The organism is Streptomyces sp. NPDC038135 (assembly GCF_055601245.1).
In genome coordinates this window covers 376,316-390,904 of the sequence record NZ_JBVJXS010000006.1, presented here as the reverse complement: position 1 = coordinate 390,904, position 14,589 = coordinate 376,316, and the positions used below count along the sequence as shown (strand labels likewise).

The window sequence follows — 14,589 nt, the reverse complement described above, 5'->3', positions numbered from 1 at the left end:
GACGCCCTGCCGATGGAGGCGAGTGCAGACCACACACCCCCCACCCCCACAACCCCCAACCAAACCCCACACCCACCTTTGCGGTAATCCCATTCCCCCCCCCCCGCGGCCGGTGACGGAGCGTCCGTCAGTGCTTGTGCTTGATCTCCACGTGCCTGGCCTCCGCCTTCTCGGCGCCCAGGCCCACGCTGACGGTGAGCACGCCGTCGGTGTAGTCGGCCGTGATGTCGTCCTCGTCGGCGCCGCGCGGCAGCGTCACGCTGCGGCTCATGGCGCCGTACCGGAACTCGCTGTGGTTCTTGTCCACGTCCCGTTCGGTGCGCTCGGCCTGGACCGTCAGGACCCCTTCGCCGACGACGACGTCGATGTCCTCGGGGGTCATGCCCGGAAGTTCGGCGCGCATCACGTAGCGGCCGCTCTCCGTGTAGTCCTCGATGCGCACGGCGGGCACCGAGAACTTGCCGGGAAGGGTCTCGAACCAGTCGGGCATGTCCGGGAACGGGAATTTCTGCCTGCGTGTCAGTGTGGCCATCGCCGTGACCTCCTCGCCGGTCGTCGGGTCTGCCGACACCTCCAGTGCAGCGCGCGCGGAGGCGCCGCGCGTAGGCCTAACAGCCCTTCTTGCGGGCCCCTGGGTCCTTTCCGCCGCCCGCGCCGCGAGCCGGGGACCCCTGGCACTGGCAGTCCGGCCGCAGCGGGACTTCCATGGAAGGAGCGGTGGTTCTCCCCCGTGCCACCGCGGCGAGGAGGCGAGGACGATGGACGTGCTGCCCCGGCCCCCGGTCCCGGTCACCGCGGACGAGGGAGGCCGCAATGGCGGGCGCCGCTGACCGGAGCCGGCCGGTCGTGGTGGGCGTCGATCCGGACCCGGCCCGGCGGATGGCCCTGGCGTGGGCGGCGGACGAGGCGGTCCGGCGGCGGGTGCCGCTGCGTCCGGTGCACGTCGAGGGCGTGCCGACCAGGGGCACCCGGGCGCCGGACGTCCCGTCGTCCTGGGAGCAGTGGAACGACACGCTGCACCGGGCGGGCAAGCAGGTGCTCGACGAGGCGGTGGACTTCGTCACGGCCCGGTGCCCGGACGTGGTCGTCGATCCGCTGCTGGCGGAGGGCGATCCGGTGTGGGTGCTGCGCGAGCAGAGCCGCGAGGCCACGTCGGTGGTCCTGGGCTCGTGGCATCTGAACCGGACACAGGAGGTGTTCGGCTCGGCGGCCGTCGCGCTGCCGGTGGCGGCGCACGCGCAGTGCCCGGTGGTCGTCGTGCCCGAGCCGGAGCACATCACGCAGGAGCCCGCGTACTTCGTCGTCGGCGTCGACGGCAGCGAGCGTTCCGCCGTCGCCGTCGACCTGGCGTTCGAGGAGGCCGCGCTGCGCGGGGCCCAGCTGCGGGCGCTGTACGTCTGGCAGCCGGGGCCGCTGCGGATTTTCGACGAGTACGCGGAGCAGCAGGAGTGCCGGCGGCTGCTGTCCGAGACGGTGGCCGGCCGCCGGGCCCGCTACCCGGAGGTGGAACTGCGCCACGAGCTGCTGACCGGGCATCCGGTGCGGGCGCTCGCCGACGCCTCGGCGCACGCGCTCGGCCTGGTGGTGGGTACCCGGGGGCACGGCGGTTTCACGGGCATGTTGCTGGGCTCGGTCAGCCAGGGGCTGCTGCGCCACGCCCGCTGCCCGGTCCTGGTGGTTCCGTCGCCGGCGTGAGCCGGGGCACGGCACAGCGGCCCGCGCGAAGGGGCGCGGGCGGGTGACACGGTCCGCCGCACACCCGAGGGAGGAACAGTGAGCAAGCGTGCCCGAACCCTGCCGCGGATCGAGTCCGAGTGCTGTGGCGCCCGGCTGCCGTCCCGCGGAGCCACGCGCTCCGGCGCCGTGCGCGCCGGGGCCGGTCGCGCCGCCCGGGCGTCCCGGGGCGCGGCCGGCGAGTGGATGCTGCTGCCCGGCGGCACATGGCGGCACGTCCGGACGATCCGCGTGCCGAGCCTGTTCGGCTGAGCGACCCCGGCCGTCCGCCGGAGCCCTGGGGCTGCCGTGGAACGACCCCGGCCCGTCGGGCATCCTGGGGGTGTCGGCGAAGCGGTGAGGGGAGCCGTGGTGGACGAGCGCGCGCAGAACGGGCGTGAGGCGGAGACGTCAGGGATGTCACCGCAGTTGCGTCTGGACGCGCTGCTGGACGATCTCCAGACCCAGGTGGCGCAGGTGCGGGCGGCCCGGGACCGGGTGCACACGCTGCTCGGGGCCGTCCTGGCCGTGGGTTCGGATCTGGACCTGGAAGTGGTGCTGCACCGCATCGTGGAGTCGGCGGTCACCCTGGTCGACGCCCAGTACGGCGCGCTCGGGGTGCTCGGGGAAGAGGGCACGATCAAGCAGTTCGTCACGGTCGGCATGGACGACGAGACCATCACCCGGATCGGGCACTATCCGCGCGGCGAGGGCATCCTGGGTCTGCTCATCCGCCATCCGGAGCCGCTGCGGCTGGCGGACCTGCACCGGCACGAGGCGTCCGTGGGCTTCCCGGCCGGGCACCCGCCGATGAGCAGCTTCCTCGGCGCCCCCGTCCGGGTCCGCGAGCAGATCTTCGGCAATCTGTACCTGACCAACAAGCGCAGCGGGGTGGAGTTCGACACCGACGACGAGGCGGTGCTGCGCACTCTGGCGGCGGCGGCCGGCGTGGCGATCGACAACGCCCGGCTGTACGAGGACGCGCAGCGCCGCCAGCGGTGGCTGGCGGCCAGCAACGACCTGACCCGCAGCCTGCTGTCCGGCGCCGAACCGGGGGCGGTGCTGGAGTCCTTCACCGTGAAGGTGCGGGAGGTGGCCGGCGCGGATCTGGTCACCCTCGCGGTGCCGGTCGGCGATCGCGGCGAGCTGGTCATCGAGGCGGCCTCCGGAGCGGGCGCCGAGCAGGTCCGCGGTCTGGTGCTGCCCCCTTCGGCGCTGGCCGCCAAGGTCTTCACCTCGGGCGAGACCATCACCAGCGACGCCCTGAGCGCCGACCCCCGCTCGGAGGGCGGCAGCGCCTCGGTGGTGGAGCTGGGGCCGGCCTTCTTCGTGCCGCTCGGCACTCCGGAGCACGTCCGCGGGGTGCTGCAGGTGGCGAACCTGCCCGGCGGCGCGCCCTTCGCCGACGCCGTGAGCGACATGGTCACCGGGTTCGGCAACCAGGCCGCGCTGGCCCTGGACGTCGCGGAGCACCGGCGGGACACCGAGCGGATGGTGGTGCTCGACGACCGCGACCGGATCGCCCGGGACCTGCACGACCTGGTCATCCAGCGGCTGTTCGCGGGGGCGCTGTCGCTGCAGTCGACCCTGGGCCGGGTCTCCGACCGGCCGCAGGCGAGCGAGCGGATCCAGCGGGTGGTGGACGACCTGGACGACACCATCAAGATCATCCGTTCCACCATCTACGCCCTGCGCGAGCGCGACCAGGCCCGGCGCGGCAGCGGGCTGCGCGCCCAGCTCGTCGCGACCACCGAACGGGCCACCGAGTCGCTCGGCTTCGCCCCGGCGCTGCGCATGACCGGGCTGCTGGACACCGTCGTCTCCGCCGAGCAGGCCGAGCAGTTGCTCGCCGTGCTGGGCGAGGCGCTGTCCAACGCGGCCCGGCACGCGCACGCCACGTCGGTCGACATCGGGGTCGAGATCACCGACGCCGCCCTGCGGCTGAGAGTGGCCGACAACGGCCGCGGCATCGGTCAGGCGGTCACCCGGCGCAGCGGGCTGGCCAATCTGCGCCGGCGCGCGGAGGAGATGGACGGCACGTTCGCCCTGTCCGGGAACGAGCCGGGCGGCACGGTCGTCGAGTGGACCGTGCCGCTGGCTCCCTGACCGCCGGGGCGCTCAGCCGTCCCAGGTCCAGTCGGCCACCTCGGGCATGTCCGTCCCGTGCTCGCGGATCCACACGTGGTGGCGCTGCCGGGCGTCCTCCATGTGCTGGCGTACGGCGGCCGCGCGCACCGCGAGTCCGGGGACGCGGTCGATGACGTCCATGACCAGGCGGTAGCGGTCCAGGTCGTTGCTGACCACCATGTCGAACGGCGTGGTGGTGGTGCCGATCTCCTTGTAGCCGCGCACGTGCAGGTTGTGGTGACCGGTGCGCCGGTAGGCCAGGCGGTGGATCAGCCACGGGTAGCCGTGATAGGCGAAGATCACCGGCTTGTCCGGAGTGAACAGCCCGTCGTACTCGAAGTCGTTCATCCCGTGCGGGTGTTCCTCCTTCGGCAGCAGCCGCGCGATGTCGACCACGTTGACCACGCGCACGGCCAGTTCGGGCAGGTGCCGGCGCAGCAGCTGGGCGGCGGCGAGCACCTCCTGGGTGGGCACGTCGCCGGCGCAGGCCAGTACCACGTCCGGGTCCCGTGACCCGTCCTCGGTGCCCGCCCACTCCCAGACGCCCGCGCCGCGCGCGCAGTGCACGGTCGCCTGCTCCATCGGCAGCCAGTCGAAGCAGGGCTGCTTGCCGGCGACGATCACGTTGACGTAGTCGCGGCTGCGCAGGGCGTGGTCGGCCACGGACAGCAGGGTGTTGGCGTCCGGCGGGAAGTAGACCCGGACCGCCTCGGGGCTCTTGTTGAGGATGTGGTCGACGAAGCCGGGGTCCTGGTGCGAGAACCCGTTGTGGTCCTGGCGCCACACGTGCGAGGTCAGCAGGTAGTTGAGGGAGGCGATGGGGGCCCGCCAGGACAGTCGGCGAGTGGTGCGCAGCCACTTGACGTGCTGGTTGACCATCGAGTCGACGATGTGGACGAAGGCCTCGTAGCAGGAGAACAGTCCGTGCCGGCCAGTGAGGAGGTAGCCCTCGAGCCAGCCCTGGCAGGTGTGTTCGGACAGGATCTCCATCACCCGGCCGTGCCGGTCGAGGTGTTCGTCCACGTCGAGGGTCCGGGCCTGCCAGGCCTTGCCGCTGGCCTCGAACACCGCCTGCAGTCGGTTGGAGGCGGTCTCGTCCGGGCCGACGAGGCGGAAGTCGCGGCGTTCTGCGGTGGCCCGCATGACGTCCTCGAGCAGGTCGCCGAGGACTCGGGTCGGTTCGTGCAGGGTGGCGCCGGGCTTGTCGACGGCGACGGCGTGCTTCTCCAGCGGCGGCAGGGGCAGTTCGCGTGCCAGCAGGCCGCCGTTGGCGTGCGGGGTGGCGCCGAGCCGGCGGGCGCCCCCGGGGACGCAGGCGAGGACCTCCGGCCGCGGGGCGCCCCGCTCGTCGAAGAGCTCCTCGGGCCGGTACGAGCGCAGCCACCGCTCCAGCTGCCGCAGGTGCTCGGGGTTGTCCCGGACGGCGGCCAGCGGGACCTGGTGGGCGCGCCAGGTGCCTTCCACGGGCAGCCCGTCGACCTCGGCCGGGCCGGTCCAGCCCTTCGGGGTGCGCAGCACGATCACCGGCCAGCGGGGCCGTTCGGTGACGTCGTCCTCGCGGGCGGCGCGCTGGGCGGCGGCGATGCGGTCCAGGGCGGTGTCCATGGCGGCGGCCATGGCGCGGTGCACGGCGGCCGGGTCGTCGCCGGTGACGTGGATCGGGTCGTGGCCGTAGCCCCGGAGCAGGTCGTCGAGTTCGGCCTCGGGGAGGCGGGCGAGCACGGTCGGATTGGCGATCTTGTAGCCGTTGAGGTGCAGGATCGGCAGTACGGCGCCGTCGTGGACCGGGTCGAGGAACTTGTTGGAGTGCCAGGAGGCGGCCAGCGGTCCGGTCTCCGCCTCGCCGTCGCCGATGACGCAGGCGACGACGAGGCCGGGGTTGTCGAGCGCGGCGCCGTACGCGTGGGAGAGCGCGTAGCCGAGTTCGCCGCCCTCGTGGATCGAGCCGGGCGTCTCGGGGGCGACGTGGCTGGGCACGCCGCCGGGGAAGGAGAACTGCCTGAACAGCCGGGCCATGCCGGCCGCGTCCCGGGTGATGTCGGGGTAGGTCTCGGTGTAGGTGCCCTCCAGCCACGAGTTGGCGACGACGGCGGGTCCGCCGTGGCCGGGGCCCCAGATGCACAGGGCGTCCAGGTCGCGGGCCTTGATGACGCGGTTGAGGTGGGTGTGCACCAGGTTGAGGCCGGGCGAGGTCCCCCAGTGGCCGAGGAGGCGCGGCTTGACGTGCTCGGGCCTGAGCGGCTCGGTCAGCAGGGGGTTGGCCATGAGGTAGATCTGGCCGACGGCCAGGTAGTTCGCGGCACGCCAGTGGGCGTCCAGCGACCTCAGCTCGTCCTCCTCCAGCTCGGCGGGCACCTGCTGGGTGTCGACGGACATCTGCATTCCTCTCCGTGTCGGGTCGGGCTCGGCGGACGCGCGTGCCGGTCTGTGGGACCCACCCTCCGCCGGGGCCCCGGGTACCCGACAGGGCCGTTCGGGCCACAGCTCCGGAGCCGGTCGTGTGAAGCGGTCCGGCCGGGGAGTAGCGGCGCCCGCCGGTCTCGGAGCCGGACCACTCGGGGCTGGTGATGACGGGCACGGGAGCCGCCTGGGTGTCGGCGAACCTGGGCCTCCGCCCGCCCGCTGGGAGGCCGGCCCCGGGCCGCACGGGCCCCCGGGGCACGCCGTGAAGGGCCGTCCGGCCCTAACGGAGCCCGGCCCCCGGGAGAGACCATGGACGGATGTTCCCCACCGACGGCTTCCGCGTGCTCGACCGCCAGGAGTGCTTGCGCCTGCTGGCCGGGGTGCCGGTCGGCCGGGTCGTGTACACCCGCCGGGCGCTGCCGACGGCGCTGCCGGTCAACTTCTCCGTCGACACGGACTCCGCCGTGGTGCTGCGCACCTCGGCGGGCTCGGACCTCGTCCGGGCGATCGACGGGGTCGTGGTGGCCTTCGAGGCCGACGACTTCGACGCCGTGGCCCGCTCCGGGTGGAGCGTGGTCGTCACGGGTCGCGCGTCGGTGGTGACCGGGCCCGCCGAGCACGAACGGCTGTCGCGCCATGGTCCGCGTTCCTGGGTGGTCACGCACGACGGCGTCTTCGTCCGCATCGAGGCGGAACTGGTCACCGGCCGGCAACTGACGGGCACCGCCGGCGCCCGCTGACGCGGGGCGGACCCGGCAACACTCCGCCGGAAGGGGAGCGAGCCGCACAGGTGGACGTCGTCGCCGGCGCCGGCGCCGGCCCGATGCCGTACCCGCGCTCACTGATCTTGCTCATCAACCGGTCGATTCCCCAACAGCATCCGATGCGGCCCAAGGCCCCTGCCGAACCGGGCATCATGAGCTCATGCCGTTTCCTCGTCGCACCGACTTACCCGACCCGGACGCCGCACGCAGGACGATCAGCGAGACGGTCCCGGAACTCGGCCGGGACATCGCGAGACAGGCCCGCACCCACGCCACCGCCGTGCTCCCGTTCCTGGACCGGAAGGGGCTGCGGGGACCCGCGGAGCAGAACAAGGCCAGGAGGCTGATCACCGAACTCATCGGAGACTGGTACGAACGCGGTGGGTACGACTCCTGGATGGCACGCATGCACTTCGCGTATGCCGGATTCTATCCGCTTGAGGATCCGAACAGGTTCGACCCCGGCGGCTTCGAAGCAATGCTTGAACCGGCCCGTAAGCATATGCATCACAAGCCCGACTTCTGGCTCGCTCATGATGCCTCGGTCAGTGATCTGAGAGCTCTCCTGGAGGATCTTCACCGCGGTCTCATCACTGTGGCGGACACGTTGGTGCGGTCCATCCCCCGCCCGCCACTGCTCCCCGAGAAGCATCCCCCTACGTTCGCCCGCCTCCACGATGCGGTAGTCGCCGAGACGGTTGCCGAAAACCTCGCTGCGCTCATCGACGAGGGGCTGAGCCAGTATCGGGCGGTCCTCAAAGGTGGGGGGCCGGGCTCGGACCGGTCCCTGACGTTGGGCGAGCGCTTCTCGAACGCGCTGAAGGCATTCCTCACACATGAGGTCTGGCAGCGGTACGACGCCGCCACCCATGGGTTCGAGTTTCTGACTCGACGCATGCGCGAGGGCCATGATGAACGCGACAGCCCCAGGAGCCAGGCGATCCATCAGCGGCTCTTCGCGAGCTACGCTGCCATCGGGATCAACTATCTCGCGGAGGTGCTGGACCTCATGCCGAACTACGCCGAGGCGTCCGGGCAAGGCCCGCGACGCGACCCGATCACCGTGTACGGCAATGTCGGCGCCATCGGCGAAGTGAACAACAGCAACGTCACGGTGGCTCACGTCGTCTCCGACATCGGCATGAGCGCCAAGGCCATCGCTGACCGAGGCGACACGGGTATCGCGACTGCCGTCCGCGCACTGGCCGAGGCCGTCCAACAGGATCGGCAGCTCACCGAGGACGTGCGCGCCCAACTCCTCGATCACGTCGCCGATGTCGCCGACGCGGCGGCGGCACCGGACGAGCCCCGACGCCTCAGCCGGGCCAGAGCCGCTCTCGCGGCGATCACCGAGGCCGCCGGCGCATCGACTCGACTCACCCAAGCCGTGAGTGACTGGCACCACGTAGCCGGCCAACTCTTCTAGGACGCCCCGGCCGACGCGGTGCCGTGGAAGCGTGGCATCACCTCAACTGCCCGAAAATGGATGTGCGTCAGGCGTCAGGGCGAGTACGCCATGCGTAACGGATGAGGCCACACGACGCTTGACCTCAACCAAACTTGAGCTTCTAGGTTCCTTCTTGGGCCGCAGGAAACGACCAGCGGCGCCTTTTCCAAGGAGGTTTCCCGTGACCGCAGACCACATCGAGATCCCTGACCGCTACCGCTATGCCGTCGTCCCGCACATCATGGTCGACGACGCCGCCGCGGCGATCGACTTCTATCAGCGGGCGTTCGGCGCCCGTGAGGACTTCAGGATCGACGCTCCGGGCGGCGGGATCCTGCACGCCGAGATCACGGTCGGACGGTCGGCCCTGATGCTGGGCGACGCCGGCGTGGACGAGGCGGAGGCCGCCTCCTTCGCCGCGCCGACCTCGCTCGGCGGAGGCACGTCCGTCACGCTGCACGTCTTCGTGCCGGACGTCGACAGCCTGGCGGAGCGCGCGAAAGCCGCCGGCGCCGAGATCCTCCAGCCGCCGAAGGACATGTTCCACGGTGACCGCACCGTCATCCTCAAGGACCCTTCCGGTCACATATGGGTGTTTCTGACCCACGTGGAAGACGTCTCGCAGGAGGAGCTTCGGCGCCGCCTGACGACCGCGGGGTGAGTGGACGCCGTCCGCACGGTGGTCCGTTGGCAGTCGGCGGCTACTGGATGTCAGTCTGGGTTGACAGGTGAGGGATGTCAATCCAGACTGACAGACATGGAAGCGGGAGATCTCTCAGAGCGCCTCAGGTCGCATGACCCCTCCGTAGGACTGCGCGCCGTGGGCGCCTTGCACCGGCTGGCCGAGCAGGTCGAAGCGGCAGCGGTCGCACGAGCCAGAGAGCAGGGGTGGTCCTGGGAACAGATCGGCGACGCCCTCGGCGTCTCCCGGCAGTCCGTGCACGCCAAGTACGGGAAGTGAGACGAAGATGTTCGAACAGTTCGCGGCAAGTGCCCGTGCGGCCGTCGCTTCGGCGCTGGAGGAAGCGACGCTGCGGGGCGATCGGCGCATCGGTACCGAGCACCTCCTCCTCGGAGTGCTCCATGAGCCCGGGGCCGCCCGGGCCTTCGGGGCGGACCTGGACGCCGCGCGGGCCGCTCTCGACGCCCTCGACCGGGCCGCGCTGGCCGTGGTCGGCATCGACGTCCAGGGAATCGAGCGGCCGCCGATCCCAGCATCACGCAAGCGCACCCCCTTCACCTCCAACGCCCGTGCCGTTCTCCCTCGCGCCCTGGTCGAGACGAGGAAGGCCGGCAGTCGGCGCATCGCACCGGAGCACCTCCTGCTGGCCCTGATCGACTCCGAGCAGCCGGATCCGGTGGCAGAGCTCATGGCCCAGCTCGACATCGACCGCGCCCTCGTCCGAGAACGCGTCGGGCGGACGGGTACCTGAGGCGCGGCGCCTCCCGGCCAAGGCCGCGGCCGCTGGTCGGCCACAAATCCGCCGCGGAGACCGGAAGTTCCACCGCTGGGAGCTGACGACGGGCTGGCTGGTCATCGCCATCGGTAACGGCATCGCTGCGGCCTCCTGAAACAGCTCCTGGCGGCGGGCCGGTCCCGTGATCCAGCGGGACCCCTACGCCTCTGCCAGCGGCAGAACACCGGCCGGACCGGGCTCGACGATCACTACAGTCCACTCTCATGACGACGACTGCGACGCGTACGGTCGAGTACCCGGCCGACGGTCTGACGATGATCGGGCACCTCGCCCTCCCGGCCGGTGTCGGCCGCCGGCCCGCGGTGCTGGTCGGACCGGAGGGCATGGGACTCAGCGACGTCGAGCGCCGCCGGGCCGATGCTCTCGCCGAGCTGGGATACGTGGCCCTCGCCTTCGACCTTCACGGCGGGCGCTATTTGGGTGACCCCGAGGAGATGCTGGCCCGTTGCACGCCACTGCTCGCCGATCCCGACCGGATGCGGCGCATCGGCCACGCGGCACTCGACGAGTTGCGCGCCGAGCCCCGGACCGACCCCGACCGGATCGCCGCCATCGGCTACGGCACCGGGGGCGCCATCGCGCTGGAACTCGGGCGGGACGGGGTCGACCTGCGCGCGATCGGGACGGTCAACGCAACCACCACGGGCCGACCGGGCGAGGCGGCGCGCATCCGCTGCCCGGTCTGGGCCGGGGTCGGATCGGAAGACCCGATCATGCCGCCCGCGCAGCGAAACGCGTTCACCGCTGAGATGCAGGCCGCGGGCGTCGACTGGCGCCTCGCGGTCTATGGCGGCGCCTTGCACGCCTTCCACCACCCGCCGGTCGACCATCCCGTGGTCCCCGGTGTCGGCTACCACCCGCTGCACGCCGAGCGGGCCTGGCGCGACGTCGTCGACCTGCTCGCCGAGTGCCTGCCCGTGCCGGAGGACCCGGGGGCATGACGCAGGCGAACATGCTCCGGGGCTGTCAGGAGAGCCAGTCCGCGTAGCGGGTGGGGGCCAGGTGGGCGTTCCTGTCGGTGAGGACGTCACCCTTGACGAGGGCGAACATGCCGGCGGTGGGGTCGGTGACAACGGTGCGGTTGTCACCCTTGTGGGCCAGGGTGATCCGGCCCACCTCGTCCAGGGTGAAGACCTCGGGGCCGGCGATGTCGCGGATGCCGTTCAGGGCGGCGCCGGTGGCGACCTCGGCCACCGCGGCGGCCACGTCCTTGGATGCGATGGGCTGGACGGGTGTGGCCGGCAGCCGGACGGTGTCGGCGTCGGCGGTCCACGACAGAACCGCGTCCATGAAATCCATGAACTGCGTGGCTCGGACGATCGAGTAGGGGATCGGCCCGGCCTCGAGGACCTTCTCCTGGAGCACTTTGGCCCGGTAGTAGGCCAGCTCCGGCACCTTGTCCACGCCGACGATCGAGAGAACGACGAAGTGGCCGACACCGCCCCTGTGGGACGCGGCCAGAAGGTTGTCCATCGAGGTCCGGAAGAAGGCGAGGGAGGTCTCGTCGAAGGTCGGGGAGTTCGTCAGGTTGACGACGACGTCCGCTCCCGCCACCGCCTCGTCCAGTCCCCTGCCGCTGATGATGTCCACCCCCGTGGACTTCGAGTGCGGTACTGCTTCGTGCCCGGCGGCGGTGAGGTTCTTCACCACCTGCGACCCGATCAGTCCGGTGCCGCCGATGACCGCGATCTTCATGGTGCGCCTTTCGTGAGATTCACGTGCGCAATATGACATACAGATCGTTATGTGGATGCACCACGGCTGGACCGGGCTCTGACGTCACGCGTGAGGAACGCCGCCGACGACCGCGGCGTTCCTCACGAGGTCCGGGGGTCCTACTGATTGGGCTTGGCGGCGCTGATGTCGCCGAGTGCCGAGTGTTCATCGCGTTCTATCGCCAGGTCGCCGATGGACACGATGCCCACGGCGTGGCCCTCCTCGACCACCGGAAGGCGGCGGACGGAGTGCTCACGCATGAGCACGACCGCACGGTCGAGGTCCTCGTCCGGGCTGATGGTGACGAGATCGTCGCTGCAGGCGGAGGCCACCGTCTTCTCGCCCGGGTCGCCGCCTTCCGCGATCGCACGGATCACGAGATCGCGGTCGCTGACCAGGCCTCGCAGATCGTCGCCCTCGGTGACCAGTACGATCCCGATGTCTTCGTCGCGCATCCGCTGCGCCACCGCCGTCACCGACGCCTGCGGCTCCACCGTCACCAGCCGGCTGGTCATGATGTCCCGCACATGCTGCGTCATGACGCCTCCTTTGGGGGTTGGGAACTGGTGCCCACTGGGCTGGGCCGACCGAGTACCCGACGCACGGCCCCACCGCACCCGATGGCGGGCTCGGATTCCGATGCCCGAATTCGCCGCTCACCGGAGCAGCACACCGGCACCGGTCGGTTCGTGACCTCTCAGTCCGTCTGGGTCACCATCGATAGCGACCCGGTCGTGGCCGGGCGAGGGTGGGTGGGATCCGACTTCTCCGTCGGCTCGCCTCCCTCCGAAGGAGCACGGTCATGTCCGGACGCAATACCGTCATCCGCAGCCTGCACGATCTGGGACTGGCGGCGTGGTTCGGCGGCTCCCTCATGGGCGCGGTCGGACTCAACGGCGCGGCACGACAGGAAGGCGCCACGTGGACCGCCCAGGCGCGCATCGCCTCGGCAGGCTGGGAAAAGTGGATGCCGGTCAGCGCCGCCGCGATCGGCGCCCACCTGTACGGGGGCGGCGGCCTGCTCGCCGTCAACGCCCACAGGGTCGTCAAGCAGAAAGGCGTGGGTGCTTCCACCACGGCCAAGACGGTCGTCACCGCCGCGGCGCTGGCCGCCACCGCCTACGCCCGCATCCTGGGCAAGAAGATCGACCTCGCCTCCTCCCCCGACCCTCAGGACGCTCAGAAGGCGGCAGAACACCCCATCGACACCGAGCAGGCGCAGCGGCAGCTCGCCTGCGTGCAGTGGGCGGTGCCTGCCCTCACCGGATGCCTGGTGGTCCTCAACGCGCTTCACGGTGAACAGCAGCGGCCCCTCGAGCAACTGCACGGCCTGTGGGGTCACGCCCGCTCCGTGGTGCCGCTCATGCACTGACCTGTGGCAGTCGTGGCCTCCGGAGAGGGCTCCGGAGGCCACACGCACAAGGCGTCGACTCAGGCGACGACCGTGATGTTCTCCGCCTGCGGACCCTTCTGGCCCTGCGTGACGTCGAAGGTCACGGACTGACCTTCCTGCAGCTCACGGAAGCCGGAGGAGTTGATGTTGGAGTAGTGCGCGAAGACGTCCGGCCCCCCGCCGTCCTGCTGAATGAAACCAAAGCCCTTCTCGGCGTTGAACCACTTCACGGTCCCGCTGGCCATGCTTTTGCCTCTCGGTCGAACCGGGTCCACGCCATGCGGACCCTAAGCGATGTTCCTGGTCACGCCGCACAGCAAAATGCCCGCACCTGGCGGTACGGGCAGGAACGGCGGACCAACCACAGCGACGTTACATGGCGTGTCCGGCCCGCGCCAGACAGCAGCGGACACTCGGGGGCGGTGCCGTCGCAGGCATCCCGCATGTACGCGGCGCGTTCCTCGGCCGGCGGGCGGCACAGGGGTCAAGGCTGATCTGTCTCGGAAGCGGGTCCGGTCGTGGTCAGGCCGTCGGGGCGATGTCCAGCACGTCTCGCACGGGGCGTCGGGGGGTGGCCGGGCCGAAGGGGCCGTAGCCCAGTCGCAGCACCATCTGGACGTGGCCCCGGCCGGCGACCGGGTCGCGGACCAGCAGCCGCAGGTCCGGGTTCTCCAGCGCGTGGGAGGTCAGGGAGGTGGCGAGGCCCGCGAGGGTGGCCTCCAGCAGGACGCGTTCCAGTGCCTGGCCGGCGCGCAGCCAGTCGGCGGGGGCGTCGCCGGGCGTGCTCAGCAGGGCGAGGTGCGGGTTGTGCTCGAAGGCGGTGGCGCCGCGGTCGGCCACCGGCCGGCGTCCGGCGAAGTCCCGCAGCGGGGCGCGGCCGTCCCGCATCCGGGGCCCGAACGCGTACTCGGGCACGCCGTCGGTGGCGGCGTCCGCCTCGGGTCCCAGCCGGGTCCAGTGCCGCAGGTCCTCCATGCCCTCGGGATGCAGGGCGTCCCGGCTCTCCGCGTCGTGGACCAGGTCGAGCACGGTCTCCACGTGCCAGGGGCCGGGGAACAGCAGCTCGGCGCCCTCGCGGGCGGCCGCGGCCTGCAGGGCCGCCCGGGCGTCCTCGGGGATGTCCTTCTGGTCGAAGGGGTGCCGGCTGGTGTGCCGGCGGCGGATCGCCGGGTGCAGCCGCGCGAGGTCGTCCGCGTCCGGGACGGCACGGGCCGCCGCCGGGGCCGGCCGGACGACGGCGAGAAGCAGCGGTTCGGCGGGGTCCGGCAGCAGCCGTACCTCCGGGGCGAGCCCGGCGTGCGCGGCGGCGACGCGCAGGTTGAACAGGGCGGCGCCGCAGCCGATGTACAGCGCCCGGTTGCCGGGGTCCGAGCGGGGCATGGCCCGGTCGAGGTCGGGACGGACTTCGAGCACGCCCTCGTCCTCCCGCAGGCGGAAGCGCCATGGCTGCGCGTTGTGCATGGACGGGGCGACCACGGCCTGCGCGACCAGTGCGGCCGCGGTCCTCGCGTCGAGTCGCTGCGTGTCCATCACGCCCTCCTCGCGGAT

At 71.5% G+C, this 14,589-nt stretch carries 16 protein-coding genes; 10 read left to right on the top strand and 6 right to left on the bottom strand.

Annotated features, from left to right (window positions below):
• Nucleotides 1–127: 127 nt before the first annotated feature.
• Nucleotides 128–532 (bottom strand): Hsp20/alpha crystallin family protein, encoded by a 405-nt coding sequence (locus ACZ7JA_RS19395; protein WP_351660758.1) that lies wholly within the window; start codon nucleotides 530–532, stop codon nucleotides 128–130.
• 281 nt (nucleotides 533–813) lie between these two features.
• On the opposite strand from ACZ7JA_RS19395, the gene ACZ7JA_RS19390 reads away from it, so the two are divergent.
• The 3 genes from ACZ7JA_RS19390 to ACZ7JA_RS19380 all read left to right on the top strand — a co-directional run bounded on the left by ACZ7JA_RS19390 (nucleotide 814) and on the right by ACZ7JA_RS19380 (nucleotide 3,819).
• Complete coding sequence (locus ACZ7JA_RS19390; RefSeq protein ID WP_351660755.1) at nucleotides 814–1,695, top strand: universal stress protein; 882 nt, start codon at nucleotides 814–816, stop codon at nucleotides 1,693–1,695.
• 78 nt (nucleotides 1,696–1,773) lie between these two features.
• On the top strand, nucleotides 1,774–1,986 hold the full coding sequence (locus tag ACZ7JA_RS19385; RefSeq protein ID WP_351660752.1) for a hypothetical protein: 213 nt from the start codon (nucleotides 1,774–1,776) through the stop codon (nucleotides 1,984–1,986).
• Between the two features lie 144 nt (nucleotides 1,987–2,130).
• Nucleotides 2,131–3,819: a sensor histidine kinase gene (locus tag ACZ7JA_RS19380; RefSeq protein WP_470809586.1), complete on the top strand. Its 1,689-nt coding sequence runs from the start codon at nucleotides 2,131–2,133 to the stop codon at nucleotides 3,817–3,819.
• Between the two features lie 12 nt (nucleotides 3,820–3,831).
• Here the strand turns inward: ACZ7JA_RS19380 and ACZ7JA_RS19375 are convergent, their stop codons facing one another.
• Nucleotides 3,832–6,216, bottom strand: coding sequence for a phosphoketolase family protein (locus ACZ7JA_RS19375; protein WP_470809384.1), 2,385 nt, complete (start codon nucleotides 6,214–6,216; stop codon nucleotides 3,832–3,834).
• Nucleotides 6,217–6,560: 344 nt separating this feature from the next.
• On the opposite strand from ACZ7JA_RS19375, the gene ACZ7JA_RS19370 reads away from it, so the two are divergent.
• From ACZ7JA_RS19370 to ACZ7JA_RS19345, 6 genes are all read left to right on the top strand, one after another.
• Entirely contained in the window at nucleotides 6,561–6,983 is a 423-nt protein-coding gene (locus ACZ7JA_RS19370; RefSeq protein ID WP_450752512.1) for a pyridoxamine 5'-phosphate oxidase family protein, read from the top strand.
• Between the two features lie 184 nt (nucleotides 6,984–7,167).
• Nucleotides 7,168–8,433 carry a hypothetical protein gene (locus ACZ7JA_RS19365; protein WP_470809382.1) on the top strand — a complete coding sequence of 422 codons (1,266 nt, stop codon included), beginning with the start codon at nucleotides 7,168–7,170 and terminating at the stop codon, nucleotides 8,431–8,433.
• A 262-nt stretch (nucleotides 8,434–8,695) separates the two neighbouring features.
• Nucleotides 8,696–9,115, top strand: a complete 420-nt coding sequence (locus tag ACZ7JA_RS19360) for a VOC family protein (protein WP_470809584.1) — start codon at nucleotides 8,696–8,698, stop codon at nucleotides 9,113–9,115.
• Between the two features lie 159 nt (nucleotides 9,116–9,274).
• On the top strand, nucleotides 9,275–9,415 hold the full coding sequence (locus ACZ7JA_RS19355) for a helix-turn-helix domain-containing protein (RefSeq protein ID WP_370156104.1): 141 nt from the start codon (nucleotides 9,275–9,277) through the stop codon (nucleotides 9,413–9,415).
• Between the two features lie 7 nt (nucleotides 9,416–9,422).
• Nucleotides 9,423–9,887, top strand: coding sequence for a Clp protease N-terminal domain-containing protein (locus tag ACZ7JA_RS19350; protein ID WP_351660734.1), 465 nt, complete (start codon nucleotides 9,423–9,425; stop codon nucleotides 9,885–9,887).
• Nucleotides 9,888–10,135: 248 nt separating this feature from the next.
• Nucleotides 10,136–10,873: a dienelactone hydrolase family protein gene (locus ACZ7JA_RS19345; protein ID WP_389297225.1), complete on the top strand. Its 738-nt coding sequence runs from the start codon at nucleotides 10,136–10,138 to the stop codon at nucleotides 10,871–10,873.
• Between the two features lie 25 nt (nucleotides 10,874–10,898).
• Here ACZ7JA_RS19345 and ACZ7JA_RS19340 read toward each other — a convergent pair whose 3' ends face one another.
• Entirely contained in the window at nucleotides 10,899–11,627 is a 729-nt protein-coding gene (locus ACZ7JA_RS19340) for an SDR family oxidoreductase (RefSeq protein WP_389297223.1), read from the bottom strand.
• Between the two features lie 140 nt (nucleotides 11,628–11,767).
• Entirely contained in the window at nucleotides 11,768–12,187 is a 420-nt protein-coding gene (locus tag ACZ7JA_RS19335; RefSeq protein ID WP_351660725.1) for a CBS domain-containing protein, read from the bottom strand.
• Nucleotides 12,188–12,450: 263 nt separating this feature from the next.
• Between ACZ7JA_RS19335 and ACZ7JA_RS19330 the strand changes: the two genes are divergently transcribed.
• Nucleotides 12,451–13,020 carry a hypothetical protein gene (locus ACZ7JA_RS19330; protein ID WP_351660722.1) on the top strand — a complete coding sequence of 190 codons (570 nt, stop codon included), beginning with the start codon at nucleotides 12,451–12,453 and terminating at the stop codon, nucleotides 13,018–13,020.
• Nucleotides 13,021–13,079: 59 nt separating this feature from the next.
• Here the strand turns inward: ACZ7JA_RS19330 and ACZ7JA_RS19325 are convergent, their stop codons facing one another.
• Both ACZ7JA_RS19325 and ACZ7JA_RS19320 read right to left on the bottom strand, forming a co-directional pair.
• Nucleotides 13,080–13,286 (bottom strand): cold-shock protein, encoded by a 207-nt coding sequence (locus ACZ7JA_RS19325; RefSeq protein ID WP_190016681.1) that lies wholly within the window; start codon nucleotides 13,284–13,286, stop codon nucleotides 13,080–13,082.
• A gap of 277 nt (nucleotides 13,287–13,563) precedes the next feature.
• Nucleotides 13,564–14,571 carry an Acg family FMN-binding oxidoreductase gene (locus ACZ7JA_RS19320; RefSeq protein WP_470809377.1) on the bottom strand — a complete coding sequence of 336 codons (1,008 nt, stop codon included), beginning with the start codon at nucleotides 14,569–14,571 and terminating at the stop codon, nucleotides 13,564–13,566.
• Between the last annotated feature and the right edge of the window lie 18 nt (nucleotides 14,572–14,589).